Source organism: Novosphingobium sp. SG754 (assembly GCF_013149315.1).
GTDB classification, from domain to species: Bacteria; Pseudomonadota; Alphaproteobacteria; order Sphingomonadales; family Sphingomonadaceae; genus Novosphingobium; species Novosphingobium capsulatum.
The window spans coordinates 394,991-411,084 of the sequence record NZ_JABGCC010000001.1 but is presented as its reverse complement, the minus strand read 5'-3'; the positions used below and the strand labels follow the sequence as shown (position 1 = coordinate 411,084).

Below are 16,094 nucleotides of genomic sequence, written 5' to 3'. Positions count from 1 at the left end.
TTGGCGGTCAGTTGGCCGTGGCCGGGGCGGCCAGCGGAAAGAACGGAATGGCCACGTCGAACACGCTGCCATCGTCGCGGCGCATGGTATAGTGCCCCTCCATGCTGCCGGTGGGCGTGCCGAGCGGGCAGCCCGAGACATAGTCATGCGCCTGGCCCGGCAGCAGGCGGGGCTGTTCGCCCACCACGCCTTCGCCATCGACAAAGCTGACATGGCCGCGCCCATCGGTGATGCGCCAATGCCGGGTGATCAACTGGGCCGGCTCGGCCGAATCATTCTCGATGCGGATGTGATAGACCCAGAACCACTTGCCGGCCGCCACGCGCGATTGCTCCGGCAGAAAATTGACCGCCACCCGGACGGTCATTCCCTGCGTGATCGCGGCATGCTGGAATAGCTGCTTCATCCTTGGCAACCTAACGCACTTGCGCCTTTGTTCCAATGCCCGAAATGGACTTTCCCGGCAGGACGCTTGCCCTGGGCGACGCCACGCGGCACAGGCAGGCAGGTGATGGATGACGCAACGCCGCCTTCGCTTCCCGATGCCAGGCCAGTGCCGCAGATCGTCTGCGCGGTGCTGGCGCATGGCGAAACCGGCGCGGTGGTGCGCCTGCTGGGCAGCGAGACGGGCCTGGTCGCAGCCTATGTTGCCGGCGCGCGGGGCCGCACGCTGCGGCCCGTGCTGATCCCGGGCAACCTGGTGGCGGCAGACCTGGTGCGGCGCAGCGAAAGCCGCCTGCCCACCGCGCGGGTGGAACTGGTCACCAGCCGTGGCCCCTGGCTGGGCGAACCGCTGGCCAGCGCCGGCATCGCCTGGGCCTGCGCGCTGACCGCCGCCGCCCTGCCCGAAGGCCTGCCCCTGCCCGCGATCCACGGCGCATTGGCCGCGCTGCTCGATGCCATCTGCCTGGCGCCGTCGGCGCGCGGTTGGGCGCGGGCGCTGGCCGGCTATGAAGCGCTGCTGCTGCGCGAGGCGGGCCATGGCCTGGCCCCGGCGCGCGCCGCCACGGCGGATTGGCCCGGCCTGCTCGCCCTGCTCGATGCCCAGGGGCCGGCGATCGCAAGCCAACTGCTTGCCGAACGACGGCGCGATGTTATGGCGGCCCGCGCGATTCTGCTCGACAGGCTGAAGCGCATCGGATCGGATTGAAAAGGCCTATACCATGAAAATTGCGGTTTTGCCCGGTGACGGCATCGGCCCCGAAGTGACGCGTGAAGCGGTTCGCGTGATCGAGGCGCTCGACCTTGGCATCGCGATGGACGAAGCGCTGGTGGGCGGCTGCGCCTACAAGGCCAAGGGTCACCCGCTGCCGGCCGAAACGCTCGACCTGGCGCGCGCGTCCGACGCCATCCTGTTTGGCGCGGTGGGCGATCCCGATTGCGATGCACTGGAACGCCACCTGCGCCCCGAACAGGCGATCCTGGGCCTGCGCAAGGAACTGACCCTGTTTGCCAACCTGCGCCCGGCCAAGGTCTTTGCCGGCCTGGAAAGCCATTCGGCGCTACGCCCGGAAGTGGCCGGCGCGATCGACCTGCTGATCGTGCGGGAATTGAACGGCGACGTCTATTTTGGCGAAAAGGGTTTTCGCCAGAACGCCAAGGGCGAGCGCGAAGGCTATGACATCATGTCGTACAGCGAAAGCGAAGTGCGCCGCATCGCCCACGTCGCGTTCCGCGCAGCCATGGGTCGGGGCAAGCGCCTGTGCTCGGTGGACAAGGCCAACGTGCTGGAAACCTCGCAGCTGTGGCGCGACGTGATCGTGGAGGTGGCCAAGGACTATCCGCAGGTCGAACTCGAACACATGTATGTCGACAATGCCGCAATGCAGCTGGTGCGCGCGCCCGGCAAGTTCGACGTGGTGGTTACCGGCAACCTGTTCGGCGATATCCTGTCTGACCAGGCGAGCATGTGCGTGGGCTCGATCGGCCTGCTCGCCTCGGCCTCGCTGGGTGAACGCCAGACCGCGCACGGCACCTTTGGCCTCTATGAGCCGATCCACGGTTCGGCGCCCGATATCGCCGGCAAGGGGCTGGCCAACCCGATGGCGACGATCCTGTCGGCCGCCATGCTGCTGCGCCATTCGCTGGGCCTGGCCCAGGCAGCAGACCGGATCGAGGCGGCCGTGGCAGCCGTGCTGGCCGATGGCGTGCTGGGCGGAGACCTGGGCGGAACGGCCGGGACTGCGGAAATTGGTGACGCGGTGCTCGCAAAGCTGTAAGCGCGCGCCCCATGTTGCAACTGGCAGTCATTCTCCCGACCTATAACGAGAGCAAGAACATTGCCTCGATGGTCGAACGGCTCGACAAGGCGCTTGCCGGCATCGCCTGGGAAGCGATCTTCGTTGATGATAACAGCCCCGATGGCACCGCCAATGTGGCGCGGGCCATCGGCCGCACCGATCCGCGCATCCGGGTGATCGAACGGATCGGGCGCCGGGGCCTGGCCTCTGCCGCGATCGAGGGGATGTGCGCCAGCGCCGCCCCCATCGTCGCGGTGATGGACAGCGACCATCAGCACGATCCGGCGCTGCTGCCGCAGATGCTGGCGGCGATCACCAGCGGCGAATGCGATGTGGCCTATGCCTCGCGCTTTGCCGAAGGCGCCAGCACCGAAGCCTGGGGCCGGCCCGACCGGGTCAAGGCATCCGGCTTGGCCAATGCCATCGCCCGCAAGGTGACGGGCGTGCAGTTGTCTGACCCGATGAGCGGGTTCTTCATGCTGCCGGCCGCCACCCTGCGCGCCGATGCGCATCGCCTGTCGGGCGTGGGCTTCAAGATCCTGCTCGACATTCTCGCCACGGTTGACGCGCCGTTGCGGGTAAAGGAATTTCCGCTGAACTTCGCCGCACGGGCCGAAGGCGAATCGAAACTGGATCGGACCGTAGTGTTTGAATTTCTCATCGGCCTTTACGACAAGTGGCTTGGCCGCATCATTCCCACCCGCTTTGCCCTGTTCGGCACGGTGGGGGCGCTGGGTGCGCTAGTCCACCTGGCCGTGCTCTATGTGGTGCTACACCTGTTCGGCCGGGAATTGGCGCTGAGCCACTATCCCAAGGAAACCGCGTTCATCGTTGGCCAGACCCTGGCGGCGATCACGGCGATGACCTTCAATTTCGTGCTCAACAACGAACTCACCTATGCCGACAAGCGCCTGCGCGGCTTCTTCCCGCTGGCGCGCGGCTGGCTCAAGTTTGCCGCGACCTGCGCGTTCGGCATGCTTGCCAATATCGGCGTATCCACCGCCCTTGTGCGCGTGGGCTTCCACCCGATCTCGGCCGCGCTGGTCGGCATCGTGCTGGCATCGGTGTGGAACTTCGCGCTGTCGAACAAGTTCGTCTGGGGCAAGTATGGCTGATGAAACCGGTGCCCGTGTGCTGCCCCGCCTGCAGATTGCGATCGTGGCGGCAACGGGCATCTGGACCATCTATTGCCTGCTGACTTCACCCTATCCCTATTATGCGCCGCTGCAGAATGGCCCGACACTGGCCATTCTGGGCGGCGTTTTCATGTGGGCGTGGCGACGCCCGCAGCCGACATCGGCCCTGGCGTGCCTTTGCGGCTTTCTCGCGCTGCATGCACTGGGCGGCAAATACATCTATTCCTACGTGCCCTATGAACACTGGGCGCAGGGTCTGGGCCTGCCTAGCCCCAACCACCTGCTCGGCCTGCCGCGCAATTCCTATGATCGGCTGGTGCACTTTTCGTTCGGCCTGCTGATGGTCCACCCCATTCGCCAGGCGCTGATGCGGCAAGGCGGCGTTGGGCCGCGCCTGTCGCTCTATGTCGCGGTGGAGTTTGTGATGGCCGGAAGCTGCGTTTACGAGATTTTCGAATGGCTGCTCACCGTGTTCCTCGCTGGCCAGGACGCCGACGCCTATAACGGGCAGCAGGGCGATCTGTGGGACTCGCAAAAGGACATGGCCTGCGCCTGCGTGGGGGCGATTGTGGCGGCCGCGCTCATCGCCGCGCGGCGCCTGGCATCGAAGCCCCGTGCCGTCAGGACACAACGCCCATCATGACTTCCACACCGGCAGCCAGGTGAACAGCCGGAACGACTTGACGCCGGGCAGTGGCAGGGCGGCCAGGATCGGGAAGAAATAGACGAAGCCGACCAGCGTCAGCGCCACGCTGGCCCAGGTCGGCCAGCGCAATCCGCGCCGCCACAACTGCGCCAGCACCAGGGCGAGAGCGGCATCGAGGAACACCGCGGCGAGCTGGTAGTGGTAATAGAACTGCACCGGCTTGCCATTGATCGCCCAGAAGAACAGCGCGCCCACATAAAGCAGTGCCGCCATGCCCGAGAGCGCGGAGAGCCGGTCGCGCCCGGTGGGCCACCACCGCCCCGGCAGGGCCAGGCCGCGCCGCAGCAGCGCCTGCACCCCATCGGCCGCGCACCACAGCAGCGCGGGCAGGCCCGCCCACATGCTGTAGGGATTGCCGATCATCAGCACACCGCGCTGCGCGCCGTCCCACTTTTCATAGAAGAACCAGATCGGCCGCGCGTTGAACATCCACTGGTACCAGTGGCTCATATAGCGGTGCGGCTTCACCACGCTGTCCTGCAGTTTCAGCATGGTCTGCTGCCATTCGATCAGGTGCCACGGGCTGAGTGGGTTGATCTGGTAGAACATCGCCGGAATGAAGGTGGCGAAATAGACCAGCACCGGCCAGATCCCCAGCCACAGTGCCGCCTCTGCCAGGCACACGCCCGGCACCGGCCCACCCTGGCGCCCGATCAGCCAGGCCAGGCCCCGCCGCAGACCGGTGACGTCGGCGCTGGCCTGCCAGCGGGCCCAGGCATACCACAGGCCGGGAAAGACCATTAGGGGCACGCCGGTCCACTTGCCGCCCATCGACAGGCCCATGAACAGGCCGGCCAAGACCAGGTGCACGCGCGCGCCGCGCCGGGCCGCCAGCGCCCACTGCCAGAACGCCAGCGCCAGCGAAGCGGCCATCGCCATGTCGAGAATGGCAATGCGCGCCAGCACGAACCAGATGAAGTTGGTGGCCATGAACAGCGCGAACAGCACGGTGCCGCGCGCCGAGAGACTGGCCCACCAGAACGCGCGAATCGCGGCGTAAAGCCCGATCACGCCATAAAGCGCGTTGAAGAACCGCCAGCCAAAGGGGTTGTCACCCCAAGTCATCATGCCCAGCGCGATCAGTTCCTTACCCAGCAAGGGGTGTTCGGGATTGAGCCGGCTGGACAGGGCGATGAGGTGGCGGGCTGCCGGCAGGTAATGCACTTCATCGAACATGATCTTGGATGGCGTGCCCAGGCGCCAGAAGACCAGCACGGCAAAACAGGCCACGATCGCCAGCACGGCGCGGATCGGATCGGGTTCGGATGCGCGCGGGGGCAGCGGAATGGGCTGGGTCATTGACCGGGCGCGATACGCCAAATGGCCCCGCCGGTGCAATGGCCCCTGCCCCTGCAACGCCTTGCATGGTCGGGCCGGCCAAACTAAGGCTGCGGGCCATGAAACGCACCACCGGACAAGACCGCTCGATCACCCAATCCTGGCGCCCGGCCACCAAGGCCGTGCGCGGTGGCACCTGGCGTTCGGAAATGGGCGAAACGTCCGAGGCGCTGTTCCTGACCTCGGGCTATGCCTATGACGATGCGGCCACGGTGGCCGCGCGCTTTGCCGGTGAACAACCGGGCATGACCTATTCCCGCCTGCAGAATCCCACCGTGGCCATGCTGGAAGAGCGCATTGCCCTGATGGAAGGGGCGCAAGCCTGCCGCACCCAGGCCAGCGGGATGGCCGCGATGACCACGGCCCTGCTCTGCCAGCTTTCCGCCGGAGACCATATCGTGGCGGCCAAGGCCGCATTCGGTTCGTGCCGCTGGCTGGTGGAAAGCCTGCTGCCGCGCTTTGGCGTGGAAGGCACCCTGATCGACGCGACCGACAATGCCGCGTGGGAAGCGGCGATCCGGCCCAACACCAAGGTGTTCTTCTTTGAAAGCCCGGCCAACCCGACCATGGGCATCGTCGACATGGGCTATGTCTGCGCGCTGGCCAAGGCCCATGGCATCACCACCGTGGTCGACAATGCCTTTGCCACCTATGCCCTGCAGCGCCCGATGGAATTCGGCGCCGACGTGGTGGCCTATTCAGCCACCAAGATGATGGACGGCCAAGGGCGCGTGCTGGCCGGCGCGGTATGCTGCAGCCAGGATTTCATCGACAACGTGCTGTTGCCGTTCCAGCGCAACACCGGGCCCAACTGCGCCCCGTTCAACGCCTGGGTCGTGCTCAAGGGCCTGGAAACGCTGGACCTGCGCATCCAGCGGCAGAGCCAGAATGCCCAGAAGGTGGCCGAATTCGTCGAAGCGCGCGTGCCGACGATCCTTTACCCCGGCCTCAAGAGCCATCCCCAGCATGATCTGGCGATGCGCCAGATGAGCGCGGGCGGCACGATCTTCTCGATCGTGCTGGATGGCGGCCGCAGCCAGGCCCATGGCCTGCTCGACGCGCTCAAGCTGATCGATATCTCCAACAACATCGGGGATTCGCGCTCGCTGATGTGCCACCCTGCCACCACCACCCACCACGGCGTGGGCCCCGAAGGCCGCGCCGACATGGGCGTGGGCGAAGGCATGCTGCGCCTCAACGTCGGCCTGGAAGACCCGGACGATCTGATCGAGGATCTCGACCAGGCGCTCAGGGCGGTGGGGCTGTGATCAACCCTTTTTTCCCTGTCCCATCGGCCGTTTGACATGCTGACGTTGCCGCCTAAGGTGCCCGCCAACGGGGCTTTGGACCGGAGCGAAAACGTGCTGGCGGAAGCCCACCTTTCTGCCATCGTGCAATCATCGAACGATGCCATCATCAGCAAGGCGCTGGATGGCACCGTTCTCACGTGGAACCCGGCGGCCACCCGCATCTTCGGCTTTTCCGAAGCAGAGATGGTGGGTCAGTCGATACGCCGCGTGATCCCGGCCGATCGCCAGGCCGAAGAAGACGACATCATCGCCCGCATTGCGCGGGGCGAACAGGTGCAGAGCTTCGAGACCATCCGCCAGCGCAAGGACGGCAGCCAGTTCCACGTCTCGCTGACCGTGTCGCCGATCCTGGCCGCCGATGGCACGGTGGTGGGCGCCAGCAAGATCGCCCGCGACGTGACCCGGCGCCACGCTGCGCTTACTGCCCTGGCCGAGCGCGAACACCGTCTGCAGATGCTGGCCGACAACATCTCGCAGTTGACCTGGGTCACCGATCCGCACGGCACCCTGCTGTGGTTCAACAAGCGCTGGTACGATTACACCGGGCTGAGCGAGGACCAGTGCGTGGGGCAGCGCCGGCTTTCGGTGCACCATCCCGATCATCTGGAACGCGTCGTCTCGAAATTCTACGGCGATATCGCTGCCGGCCGCGAATGGGAGGATACCTATCCCTTGCGCGGGCGCGATGGCAGCTATCGCTGGTTTCTTTCGCGGGCCAAGCCCATTCGCGACGAGACCGGTCGTATCGTCAACTGGTTCGGCACCAACACCGACGTGACCGAGATGCTGGAGAAGGAAGAGCAGATCCGCCTTCTCCTGATGGAAGTGAACCACCGGTCGAAGAACATGCTGGCGGTGGTCCAGGCGCTGGCGCGCCGCTCGGGCGGGGGCGACCCGGAATTCCTGCGCCGCTTTGAAAACCGCCTGTCGAGCCTGTCGGCCAATCAGGACTTGCTGGTGAAGCGCGGCTGGCAGCACATTCCCATGGCCGAGTTGGTCGACGCGCAACTGGCGATCCTCGATCGCGACAGCCGCGCGCTGGTCAAGGTCTGTGGGCCAGACATGCTGCTCTCGCCGCGCACGGCCGAAATCGTCGGCATGGCGCTGCACGAATTGGCGACCAATGCGCTCAAATATGGCGCGCTGTCACAGCCCGGTGGGCAGGTGTGGCTCTATTGGGAGGATCGCGCCGACCGGTTCGTGGTGGAATGGCGCGAACGCGGCGGGCCACGGGTGACTCCGCCGGAAAATTCAGGGTTTGGCACCACGTTGATCCGGCATATCCCTTCGCGCAGCCTCAAGGCAGAGGTGACGCTGGACTATGCGCCCGATGGGCTGGCCTGGCACCTGGATTGCGACGCTACGCTGGCGCGCACGCTCACGTCCTGATCCAGCCCTTACCTGGCTGGCGTGGCAGCGGCACGCTGGGCGCGCCACTGCCTTGCGCGGTCAGGCCTGGTCGGTGGTGCCGGAGTTGCCGGCAAGGCGCGCTTCGAGCGCGGCGATGCGGGCCTTGAGCGCTTCTGCCTCTTCACGCGCGGTGGCGGCCATTTCCTTGACCGCGGCAAATTCCTCGCGGGTGACATAGTCAAAGCCGCCGAAAACCTCGCGCGCCTTTTCCCGGGCGGTTTCGCCCGCTTCGCGGCCCAGCCCGGCCAGCGTACCGGCGGCGCTGTTCAGCACCTTGACGAAATCGGCGATCATCGGGTTTTCGGTCTGCATGGCGGCCCATCCTGGGGTTGAACGTCTTGCCGCCTACATGGTGTGGACGCCGACGAACCGCAAGCGCCCAATGCAGTTATCCCTGCTGGAAATCGATGTGCACGGCGGCCGGTGCTGGCGCCATTGCCCCATCGGCACCAGGATTGGCCTGGATAAACTGGAAATTGAGAAACGCGGCAAAGCATACCCAGGCAAGATAGGGCGCCAAAAGCCAGCCCGCCGCAGGCCGCACCCGCCAGAACAGATAGAGCGTGAGCGCCACCAGCGGGATCAGCGCCAAGATGATTCCCTGCGCCACGACCATGCGATGCAGTGCAAAGAACACCGGACTCCACGACAGGTTGAGCAGCAGTTGCACGATGAACGCCACCACGGCCACCGGCCGCCCCGGCGCGCCACGCGCGGCCAGGACCATGGCGAGCGCCAGCCCCATGGCAAGGTACAGCACGCTCCAGACGATGCCAAAGGTTACCGGCGGCGGAAAGATCGCCGGCTTGACCAGCGCGGCAAACCACGGGTTGTCAGGCCCGCTGCCAGCCGAGCGGCCGGACAGGAAACCCAGCCCCAGCACCAGGGGAATGGTGAACAGCGACCAGCGCACGAGGCTGGCGCGAAGCTGCGCGGGTGAAGCAAGGTAACGCATGGTGTGGTTTTACGTCTGCCTCAAGCAAATGGTTCCGGAAGATGCCCGGCCCCGTGAACGGTATGGCAAGTGTCGTCGCTCTAGGCAATTGGCGAGGGAATCTCATTCCGAAACGCATTTATAAGGAATTCTACGTTGCCCTCTGGCCCGGTGATCGGGCTCTCGACAATGCCTTCCACCGTCCATCCGCCCCTTTCGAGCCAATCGCGCACTTCGGCGCAGACGCGGGCATGCAGCGCGGGATCGCGCACCACCCCGCCCTTGCCCACTTCGGCCCGGCCCACTTCGAATTGCGGCTTGATCAGCGCAACCAGCCGGGTGGGCCGCGCCGCCAGCGCCAGTGGCACTTCCAGCACCTTGGCGAGAGCAATGAAGCTGGCATCGCACACCACCCAGGTGGCCGGCCGGTCGATATGCGCGGGCGTCAGGATACGCGCGCTGGTTTGCTCCAGAACGGTGACACGCGGGTCCTGGCGCAGCTTCCACGCCAGCTGGTTGGTGCCCGAATCCACCGCAAAGACATGGGCTGCGCCCTTTTGCAGGAGCACATCGGTAAAGCCGCCGGTGGAACTGCCGATGTCCATCGCGACGACCCCGGCGGGATCGAGGCCGAAATGGTCGATCGCATGGGCAAGCTTGATCCCGCCGCGCGACACCCAGGGATGATCGCGGCCGCGCACCTCGATCTGCGCATCGGCGGGCACGGTCTGCCCGGCCTTGGCCACCTTGGCTTGGCCAACATATACCAGCCCGGCCAGGATCAGGGCCTGGGCGCGGGCACGGCTTTCCGCCAGGCCGCGTTCGACCAGCAACTGGTCGATGCGCTGCTTGGACGCAGGTTTGGCACGCGGTGCCGGATCGGGCGAGGGCGTTCGGGTTGTGGTCACGCCCGCTTCCTTCCATAAGCCGGGCATGAAGATCAACCGCGCCGCCCGGCAAGGGCGCAATTCTCCGCCGCGAAATTCCCTCTGGGCCGGGCTTGGCGCCACCACGCTGGCCATGTTGGCCGCTGGCTGCGCCTCACAAGCGGTGATTCCGCCTGCCCCGGTGCGCCCTGCCCCCGCGGCGCCGCCACCATCAGCCCCGCCGCTCATGGCCAGTGCGCCGGCCGATTGGCGCGATCTGCCGCAAACGCCGGGCACCTGGCGCTATGCCAATGGCCTGGCGCAGTTCGGCCAGCCCGGTGTGGGCGCGGTCTTTGCCATGGAATGCCGCCAGGGCCAGGTCACCCTGCGCATTACCGGCGCCGCCAGCCAGCCGGTGCCCGCCACGATCACCACAACCAGCCAGCAGCGCGCGATGAGCGCGGTGCCGCTCGATACGCAGACCCTGGCGATCACCCTGCCCGCGCGCGACAACCTGCTCGATGCCATGGCGTTCAGCCGGGGGCGTTTCATGGTCGATGTGAACGGCTTGCCGGCGCTGGTCTTGCCCGCATGGGCAGAAGTGGGCCGCGTGGTTGAGGATTGCCGCTGAAACCCCAGCAAATGCTGGGCTTTCGCGCCGACCACACCCTTCCGGGCACAGGCGCGAAGCGACGATTTTGACGGCAAAATAAATGAATGCAAGTCTTGTTGTTTGGCCCCCGATTGCGCACATAGATCACAAGGTTGGTGAGCGGACCTGAAACCCTCCCGGCCCAGCTGTTCGGAACGCCCCGGGCAGCGACTTTGGCTCAACAGCGCGAAAGGAGGTGATCCGATGTCTCATGGTTCAGCAGAGAGGTCGGCATTCCGCAGCCCGAGGCATTATCGCTGATTTCCAGCACAGCGATAAAGGCTTCGTGAGCGGCACTTCCGGCCGCTGACCATGCGAAGGGCCGCTTCGGATTGCCGAGGCGGCCCTTCACATTTATTTCTTTTTCCTTGCGTTAAACGCAACAATCGTTCAACGGGCGAATCACCGATTCCCTATCTTCAAGGATGATTGTGCCATGGCGACCACCGCCGCGCCTGCGTTGCGCTTTACCCGCGTTCCCCATCCCGCACCCGCTGCGGCCGATGTGCGCGCGCAGGTACTGGCCAATCCCGGCTTTGGCACCAAGTTTTCCGATCACATGGTCTCGATCGACTGGTCGGAAAGCGAAGGCTGGCACAACGCGCAGATCCTGCCCTATGGCCCGATCGCGCTCGATCCGGCGGCCGCTGTGCTGCACTATGCCCAGGAAATCTTTGAAGGCTTGAAGGCCTATCGCCTGGCCGATGGCGGTATCGCCCTGTTCCGCCCGGAAGCCAACGCCGCGCGCTTCAATGCCTCGGCGCGCCGCCTGGCCATGGCCGAAATCCCCGAAGACCTGTTCATCGCCGCAGTTGAGCAACTGGTGCTGACCGACCAGGACTGGTTCCCCACGGTCGAAGGCGGCTCGCTCTACCTGCGCCCGTTCATGTTCGCGTCCGAAGCATTCCTGGGCGTGCGCCCGGCCAAGGCCTATCGCTTTATGGTGATCGCCAGCCCCGCCGGCAACTATTTCAAGTCGGGCTCGCCCGCCGTGTCGATCTGGGTGAGCGACTATACCCGCGCGGCGCCGGGCGGCACGGGCGCAGCCAAGTGCGGTGGCAACTATGCCGCCAGCCTGGTGCCCACCGCCGAAGCCTTTGCGCGCGGCCATGACCAGGTGCTGTTCCTCGATGCGGCCGAGCACAAGTGGATCGAGGAACTGGGCGGCATGAACCTGTTCTTCGCGTTCGACGATGGCTCGATCGTCACCCCGCCGCTGGGCGGCACGATCCTGCCCGGCATCACTCGCGAAAGCCTGATCGCCCTGGCGCGCGAGGAAGGCCTGACGGTGCGCGAGGAACGCTATAGCCTCGACCAGTGGCGCGCCGATGCCGCATCGGGCAAGCTGGTGGAAACCTTTGCCTGTGGCACAGCCGCGGTGGTGACCCCGGTGGGCAAAGTGGCCGATCACAACGGCGAATTCACCATCAGTTCGGGCGGCCCCGGCCAGCTGACGCAAAAGCTGCGCCAGCGCCTGGTCTCGATCCAGCGCGGTGAAGCGACCGACAGCCACGGCTGGGTCAAGAAGATCGCCTGATCGCGCTTGCCGCCGCGCCAGCCCCCGCTTATCCCCCACGGAAACGGCGGGGGATGCGCGTGGCGAAATTGACACTGGAACAAGGGCTTTTCCGGCTCAACCGGCTGACAGCCGTGCTATCCTGGCTGTTGCCGGTAAGCGGCGTGATGATGGCCATTGCCCTGGTTGGCACCAGCACAGTGGATGGCATGCGGGCGTTGCCCTCGGTCATGGCCCCGGCGGCCATCCTTGGGGTGATCGCCGCGCTGCTTGCCATCATCCTTGCCAGCATGTGGCTGTCGCGCGCCAATGCCAACTTGCGCGCGGCTGGCCGCAACCTGAAACACGGGGCTGTCATGGCCTGGCTGTGGACCTTCGTGCCGGTGGCCGGGCTGTTCAAGCCCTATGACGTGATGCGCGAGATCTGGCGCGAAAGCGTGCTGCACGATGGCCAGATCACCGGGCAGGATACAGCCACGCTGCCGCAATGGTGGGGCGCCTGGCTGGTGGCGATGATCGGGATGAACCTGAGCAACCGCGCCGGGATCGAGGCCACCGAGTTTGGCCGTTTCGTGCTGGTGCCGGTGGTGGCCGTGGCGGGTTTCGCGGCGTGCATCTTGCTACGCAGCCTGGTGCGCACGGTGAACCACGCCCAGGCCAGCCTGGCGCAGGCCACCGTCTTTGCCTGACCACGCCGGCCGCATGTACTGAACTAAGGGACGGCTCGCCCACATCGGCAATCGCGCCGATAGGCTGGACATGGCCGATACCCCCATCTTCCCCGTCACACACGCCGCAGCACTCGAACGCCTGGCGCAGTTCGTGCCGAATGCCGGGGTGGACTATGCCAGGCGGCGCAATTTCGACCAGGGACCAGGCCATCACGACGCCGTCTCGCGCTTGTCGGCCGCGCTGCGCCGCCGCGTGCTGAGCGAGGCGGACGTGGTCGACGCGGTGGTGGCGGCCCATGGCCCCGATGCGGCGGCCAGCTTCATCAGCGAGGTGTTCTGGCGCACCTATTGGAAAGGCTGGCTGGAACAGCGCCCGGCGATCTGGACACGCTATCTGGCCGGGCGTGATGCGGCACGGCAGGCGCTGCGCCGCGATACCGATCTGGCTGAGCGCCATGGCGATGCCGTGGCCGGCCATACCGGCATCGACGCATTCGACCATTGGATGGGCGAACTGGCGCAGACCGGGTACCTGCACAACTGGGCGCGCATGCAGGTCGCCTCGATCTGGATCTTTACCCTGGGCCTGCCGTGGGAACTGGGCGCAGCGCATTTCCTCGACCAGTTGGGCGATGGCGATCCGGCATCCAACACATTGTCGTGGCGCTGGGTGGCTGGCCTGCACACGGCCGGCAAGGCCTATCTGGCCGATGCCGAACGGATCACGGCCATGACCGGCGGCCGCTTTGCCCCCAAGGGCCTGGCCAGCACGGCCACGATCCCGGCCGAAGCGCCGCCGCCCGCCGCGGCGCCCTGGCGCGCGCCGCTTGCTCCCCATTCGGGCAGAGCGACGCTGGTGTGGATCACGCCCGAAGATGCGGGGCTTGAGCAGGAACCGGCGCTATCGCGCCTGCCAGTGCGCGGCGTGGTCGCCTGCCGCAGCCATGCCGGCGACGCTGCCGATGCCGCCGCGCTGGACGATGCCCTGGCGCGCGCGGCGGCGCAATGGCAGGTGCCGGCGCAATGGATCGAGAGCCCGGCCGATCTGGCCGAAGCCGCGCGCGACTTTGGAACCAGCCAGATCGTGACCGGTTTCGTCCCTGTCGGCCCGCTGGCTGATGCCCTGCCCGCCATCCGCGCGCTGGTGGAAAGCGAGGGCCTGGCCCTGGCCGAACATCTGCGCGCCTGGGACAACACCGTATGGCCGCACTGCCGGCGCGGTTTCTTTGCCCTGAAACAGGAGATTCCCGCCTTGCTGCCTCTGTTGCTGAAAGAACCGGCGTGAGCGATTCGGCAGGGCGCAAGGTGCCGAGCGGGCGCTTGTCACGGCTGGCCGCCTTTGGCCAACTGGCTGGCGGCCTCGCCGGCGGCGTCGTGGCCGAAGGCGCCCGCCGCCTGGCGCGCGGCGAGCGCCCGCAGTTGAGCGATCTGGTGCTGACCCCGGCCAATGCCATGCGCGTGACCGAGCAACTCTCGCGCCTGCGCGGCGCAGCGATGAAGCTGGGCCAGATGCTGTCGCTCGATGCCGGAGACATGCTGCCCGCCGAATTGACCGCCATCCTGGCGCGGCTGCGCGATTCGGCGCACCACATGCCCCCGGCGCAGCTGCAACAGGTGCTCAACGCCGAATGGAGGCCGGACTGGCGCCGCCGCTTTGTCCATTTCGATCCGCGCCCGCTGGCCGCCGCCTCGATCGGGCAAGTGCACCGCGCGCGGCTGCCCGATGGACGCGAACTTGCGATCAAGGTGCAATATCCCGGCGTTGCCGCCAGCATCGATGCCGATGTTGACAACGTGGCGACGCTGCTGCGCCTGTCCAACCTCTTGCCCAGCTCGCTCGACATCGCGCCGCTGCTGGAAGAGGCCAAGCGCCAGCTGCACGAAGAGGCCGACTATGTGCGCGAGGCCGCGCAGATGCGCCACTATCGCGAGTTGCTGGCTGGTGACCCGCAGTTCCTGGTGCCTGCCCCCGTCGATGCGCTGACCACCACCCGCGTGCTGGCGATGGACTATGTGGCGGGGCGTGCGATCGATACCTTGGCGCAGGCGCCGCAGGAACAGCGCGACGCGATGCTGACCGCGCTGCTCAACCTGACGCTGCACGAGCTGTTCGTGTTCGGTTACATGCAGACCGACCCGAACTTTGCCAATTATCGCTGGCAACCCGAAACCGGCAAGCTGGTGCTGCTCGATTTCGGGGCGGCGCGGCCGGTACCGGCGGAAACCGCAGCCGCCTATCGCGCCGTGCTAGCAGCGGGCCTGGCCGAAGATCCCCAGGCACTGCGCGACGCGATCCTGGCGGTAGGGTTCGTTTCCCCCACCCTGCTGCAGCGGCACGGCGAGCGCATCGATGCGATGATCGCCGTGCTGATGGCGCATCTCTCGCGCCCCGGGCCGCTCGATTTTTCCGACCGTGCCTTTGTCGAAGACCTGCGCCGCATCGGCCGCCCGATCGCCGAGGACCGCAGCGCCTGGCACGTGCCGCCGGTGCAAACCCTGCTGGTGCAGCGCAAGGTCAGCGGCACGGCGCTGCTGGCCGTTCGCATGCGCGCGCGCGTGCCGATCCGCGACCTGGCGGCAGAGGCCATCGGCGCGCAACCCGACGCGAACTGAATCCAGCTATGCCGGGCAAACGCCCGGCGTGGCCCCCGAAAGCTGCATGGTGCGGGTGCGGGCCGCTGCTTCGGTCGGGGATATCTGCCGGGCGGCCCCGCTTTGCCCGTCGATCAGCAGCGCGGCGTGGCATTCGTCTGCCGGCATGGCATGGCCATCGCGCGGAAAAGTCAGCAGCATGCTGTCATGCCCATCGCGATAGAGCACGCGCATCACCGGGGTTTCGTGGCGGTTGGCGGCGCGGTGGGCCGGGGCATCGCTGCAGGCCGGCAACCACAGCAGCAGTCCCAGAGCCAGAACAAGGCGCACTGGCCGCGCGGTGCCGCTAATCTTCCACCACCTTGAGCAGGCGGCGTTCGAGCGGCGAAAGCACGCCGGCCAGTTCGTGCCCGCGCTTGAGCACCTGGCCCGCCTCGCCATAAAGCGCCCACATGCCCTGGCGACCGCGCAGCGCGGGGCGTTTCTCGATGCGGGCGGTGGGTCGCTCTGCCGTGCGGCGAAAGACCGAGAAACTGGCCGCTTCCCGGCCAAAATCCATCGCGTAATCGCGCCACAGGCCGGCCGCTACCATGCGGCCATAGAGATCGAGAATGCGCAGCAGTTCGAGCCGATCGAACGCCACCTGCGGCACCGGGCGCGCAGCCAGAGGCACCACGGGCACCAGCGGCACCACGTTGCCGGGCAAGTCGCCCGGTCCTTTGC

General features: G+C 66.6%; 18 protein-coding genes. 11 read left to right on the top strand and 7 right to left on the bottom strand.

Going from position 1 to position 16,094, the window contains the following annotated elements; genetic code table 11:
• Positions 1–7 precede the first annotated feature (7 nt).
• The gene (gene apaG / locus FHW97_RS01840; RefSeq protein ID WP_022676260.1) at positions 8–406 is read right to left on the bottom strand and encodes a Co2+/Mg2+ efflux protein ApaG; all 399 of its coding nucleotides are present in this window, start codon (positions 404–406) and stop codon (positions 8–10) included.
• 105 nt (positions 407–511) lie between these two features.
• Here apaG and FHW97_RS01835 point away from each other — a divergent pair, with 105 nt between their 5' ends.
• From FHW97_RS01835 to FHW97_RS01820, 4 genes are read left to right on the top strand one after another with little or no spacing between them, the layout of a single operon-like run.
• Positions 512–1,150 carry a DNA repair protein RecO C-terminal domain-containing protein gene (locus FHW97_RS01835; protein WP_171798180.1) on the top strand — a complete coding sequence of 213 codons (639 nt, stop codon included), beginning with the start codon at positions 512–514 and terminating at the stop codon, positions 1,148–1,150.
• 13 nt (positions 1,151–1,163) lie between these two features.
• Positions 1,164–2,219, top strand: coding sequence for a 3-isopropylmalate dehydrogenase (gene leuB / locus FHW97_RS01830; RefSeq protein ID WP_168351564.1), 1,056 nt, complete (start codon positions 1,164–1,166; stop codon positions 2,217–2,219).
• Positions 2,220–2,230: 11 nt separating this feature from the next.
• Positions 2,231–3,355: a glycosyltransferase family 2 protein gene (locus FHW97_RS01825; RefSeq protein WP_022676770.1), complete on the top strand. Its 1,125-nt coding sequence runs from the start codon at positions 2,231–2,233 to the stop codon at positions 3,353–3,355.
• A complete protein-coding gene (locus tag FHW97_RS01820) occupies positions 3,348–4,019 on the top strand; it encodes a DUF2238 domain-containing protein (protein WP_171797841.1) in 672 nt (223 codons plus the stop codon). Before FHW97_RS01825 ends, FHW97_RS01820 begins: the two co-directional genes overlap by 8 nt.
• Here the strand turns inward: FHW97_RS01820 and FHW97_RS01815 are convergent.
• Positions 4,014–5,381, bottom strand: coding sequence for a phospholipid carrier-dependent glycosyltransferase (locus tag FHW97_RS01815; RefSeq protein ID WP_171797840.1), 1,368 nt, complete (start codon positions 5,379–5,381; stop codon positions 4,014–4,016). The two genes, FHW97_RS01820 and FHW97_RS01815, sit on opposite strands and share 6 nt — an antisense overlap.
• Before the next feature lie 98 nt (positions 5,382–5,479).
• Here FHW97_RS01815 and FHW97_RS01810 point away from each other — a divergent pair, with 98 nt between their 5' ends.
• Both FHW97_RS01810 and FHW97_RS01805 read left to right on the top strand, forming a co-directional pair.
• On the top strand, positions 5,480–6,688 hold the full coding sequence (locus FHW97_RS01810; protein WP_171797839.1) for a PLP-dependent aspartate aminotransferase family protein: 1,209 nt from the start codon (positions 5,480–5,482) through the stop codon (positions 6,686–6,688).
• 93 nt (positions 6,689–6,781) lie between these two features.
• Positions 6,782–8,119 carry a PAS domain S-box protein gene (locus tag FHW97_RS01805; protein WP_171797838.1) on the top strand — a complete coding sequence of 446 codons (1,338 nt, stop codon included), beginning with the start codon at positions 6,782–6,784 and terminating at the stop codon, positions 8,117–8,119.
• 60 nt (positions 8,120–8,179) lie between these two features.
• On the opposite strand, the gene FHW97_RS01800 is transcribed toward FHW97_RS01805, so the two are convergent.
• The 3 genes from FHW97_RS01800 to FHW97_RS01790 form a co-directional block, all read right to left on the bottom strand.
• Positions 8,180–8,452, bottom strand: coding sequence for an accessory factor UbiK family protein (locus FHW97_RS01800; protein ID WP_171797837.1), 273 nt, complete (start codon positions 8,450–8,452; stop codon positions 8,180–8,182).
• A gap of 76 nt (positions 8,453–8,528) precedes the next feature.
• Positions 8,529–9,095 carry a TspO/MBR family protein gene (locus tag FHW97_RS01795; RefSeq protein ID WP_062786124.1) on the bottom strand — a complete coding sequence of 189 codons (567 nt, stop codon included), beginning with the start codon at positions 9,093–9,095 and terminating at the stop codon, positions 8,529–8,531.
• Positions 9,096–9,175: 80 nt separating this feature from the next.
• Positions 9,176–9,982, bottom strand: coding sequence for a TlyA family RNA methyltransferase (locus FHW97_RS01790; protein ID WP_370525289.1), 807 nt, complete (start codon positions 9,980–9,982; stop codon positions 9,176–9,178).
• A gap of 25 nt (positions 9,983–10,007) precedes the next feature.
• Here FHW97_RS01790 and FHW97_RS01785 point away from each other — a divergent pair, with 25 nt between their 5' ends.
• From FHW97_RS01785 to FHW97_RS01765, 5 genes are all read left to right on the top strand, one after another.
• On the top strand, positions 10,008–10,571 hold the full coding sequence (locus FHW97_RS01785; protein WP_253941520.1) for a hypothetical protein: 564 nt from the start codon (positions 10,008–10,010) through the stop codon (positions 10,569–10,571).
• Between the two features lie 457 nt (positions 10,572–11,028).
• Positions 11,029–12,129: a branched-chain amino acid aminotransferase gene (locus tag FHW97_RS01780; RefSeq protein WP_171797835.1), complete on the top strand. Its 1,101-nt coding sequence runs from the start codon at positions 11,029–11,031 to the stop codon at positions 12,127–12,129.
• Between the two features lie 59 nt (positions 12,130–12,188).
• Positions 12,189–12,797: a DUF4328 domain-containing protein gene (locus FHW97_RS01775; protein WP_171797834.1), complete on the top strand. Its 609-nt coding sequence runs from the start codon at positions 12,189–12,191 to the stop codon at positions 12,795–12,797.
• A 70-nt stretch (positions 12,798–12,867) separates the two neighbouring features.
• Entirely contained in the window at positions 12,868–14,064 is a 1,197-nt protein-coding gene (locus FHW97_RS01770) for an FAD-binding domain-containing protein (protein ID WP_171797833.1), read from the top strand.
• Positions 14,061–15,392 (top strand): ABC1 kinase family protein, encoded by a 1,332-nt coding sequence (locus FHW97_RS01765; RefSeq protein ID WP_370525290.1) that lies wholly within the window; start codon positions 14,061–14,063, stop codon positions 15,390–15,392. The genes FHW97_RS01770 and FHW97_RS01765 overlap by 4 nt, the downstream gene beginning before the upstream one ends.
• A gap of 6 nt (positions 15,393–15,398) precedes the next feature.
• Here FHW97_RS01765 and FHW97_RS01760 read toward each other — a convergent pair whose 3' ends face one another.
• Positions 15,399–15,701, bottom strand: a complete 303-nt coding sequence (locus FHW97_RS01760; RefSeq protein ID WP_171797831.1) for a hypothetical protein — start codon at positions 15,699–15,701, stop codon at positions 15,399–15,401.
• A 16-nt stretch (positions 15,702–15,717) separates the two neighbouring features.
• A complete protein-coding gene (locus tag FHW97_RS01755; RefSeq protein WP_253941519.1) occupies positions 15,718–16,077 on the bottom strand; it encodes a DUF2794 domain-containing protein in 360 nt (119 codons plus the stop codon).
• Positions 16,078–16,094 lie beyond the last annotated feature (17 nt).

Excerpts from the sequence above, each read along its gene's own strand:
- apaG (WP_022676260.1), bottom strand. The coding sequence starts at position 406 with ATGAAGCAGCTATTCCAGCATGCCGCGATCACGCAGGGAATGACCGTC.
- FHW97_RS01835 (WP_171798180.1), top strand. The coding sequence starts at position 512 with ATGGATGACGCAACGCCGCCTTCGCTTCCCGATGCCAGGCCAGTGCCG.
- leuB (WP_168351564.1), top strand. The coding sequence starts at position 1,164 with ATGAAAATTGCGGTTTTGCCCGGTGACGGCATCGGCCCCGAAGTGACG.
- FHW97_RS01825 (WP_022676770.1), top strand. The coding sequence starts at position 2,231 with ATGTTGCAACTGGCAGTCATTCTCCCGACCTATAACGAGAGCAAGAAC.
- FHW97_RS01820 (WP_171797841.1), top strand. The coding sequence starts at position 3,348 with ATGGCTGATGAAACCGGTGCCCGTGTGCTGCCCCGCCTGCAGATTGCG.
- FHW97_RS01815 (WP_171797840.1), bottom strand. The coding sequence starts at position 5,381 with ATGACCCAGCCCATTCCGCTGCCCCCGCGCGCATCCGAACCCGATCCG.
- FHW97_RS01810 (WP_171797839.1), top strand. The coding sequence starts at position 5,480 with ATGAAACGCACCACCGGACAAGACCGCTCGATCACCCAATCCTGGCGC.
- FHW97_RS01800 (WP_171797837.1), bottom strand. The coding sequence starts at position 8,452 with ATGCAGACCGAAAACCCGATGATCGCCGATTTCGTCAAGGTGCTGAAC.
- FHW97_RS01795 (WP_062786124.1), bottom strand. The coding sequence starts at position 9,095 with ATGCGTTACCTTGCTTCACCCGCGCAGCTTCGCGCCAGCCTCGTGCGC.
- FHW97_RS01785 (WP_253941520.1), top strand. The coding sequence starts at position 10,008 with ATGAAGATCAACCGCGCCGCCCGGCAAGGGCGCAATTCTCCGCCGCGA.
- FHW97_RS01780 (WP_171797835.1), top strand. The coding sequence starts at position 11,029 with ATGGCGACCACCGCCGCGCCTGCGTTGCGCTTTACCCGCGTTCCCCAT.
- FHW97_RS01770 (WP_171797833.1), top strand. The coding sequence starts at position 12,868 with ATGGCCGATACCCCCATCTTCCCCGTCACACACGCCGCAGCACTCGAA.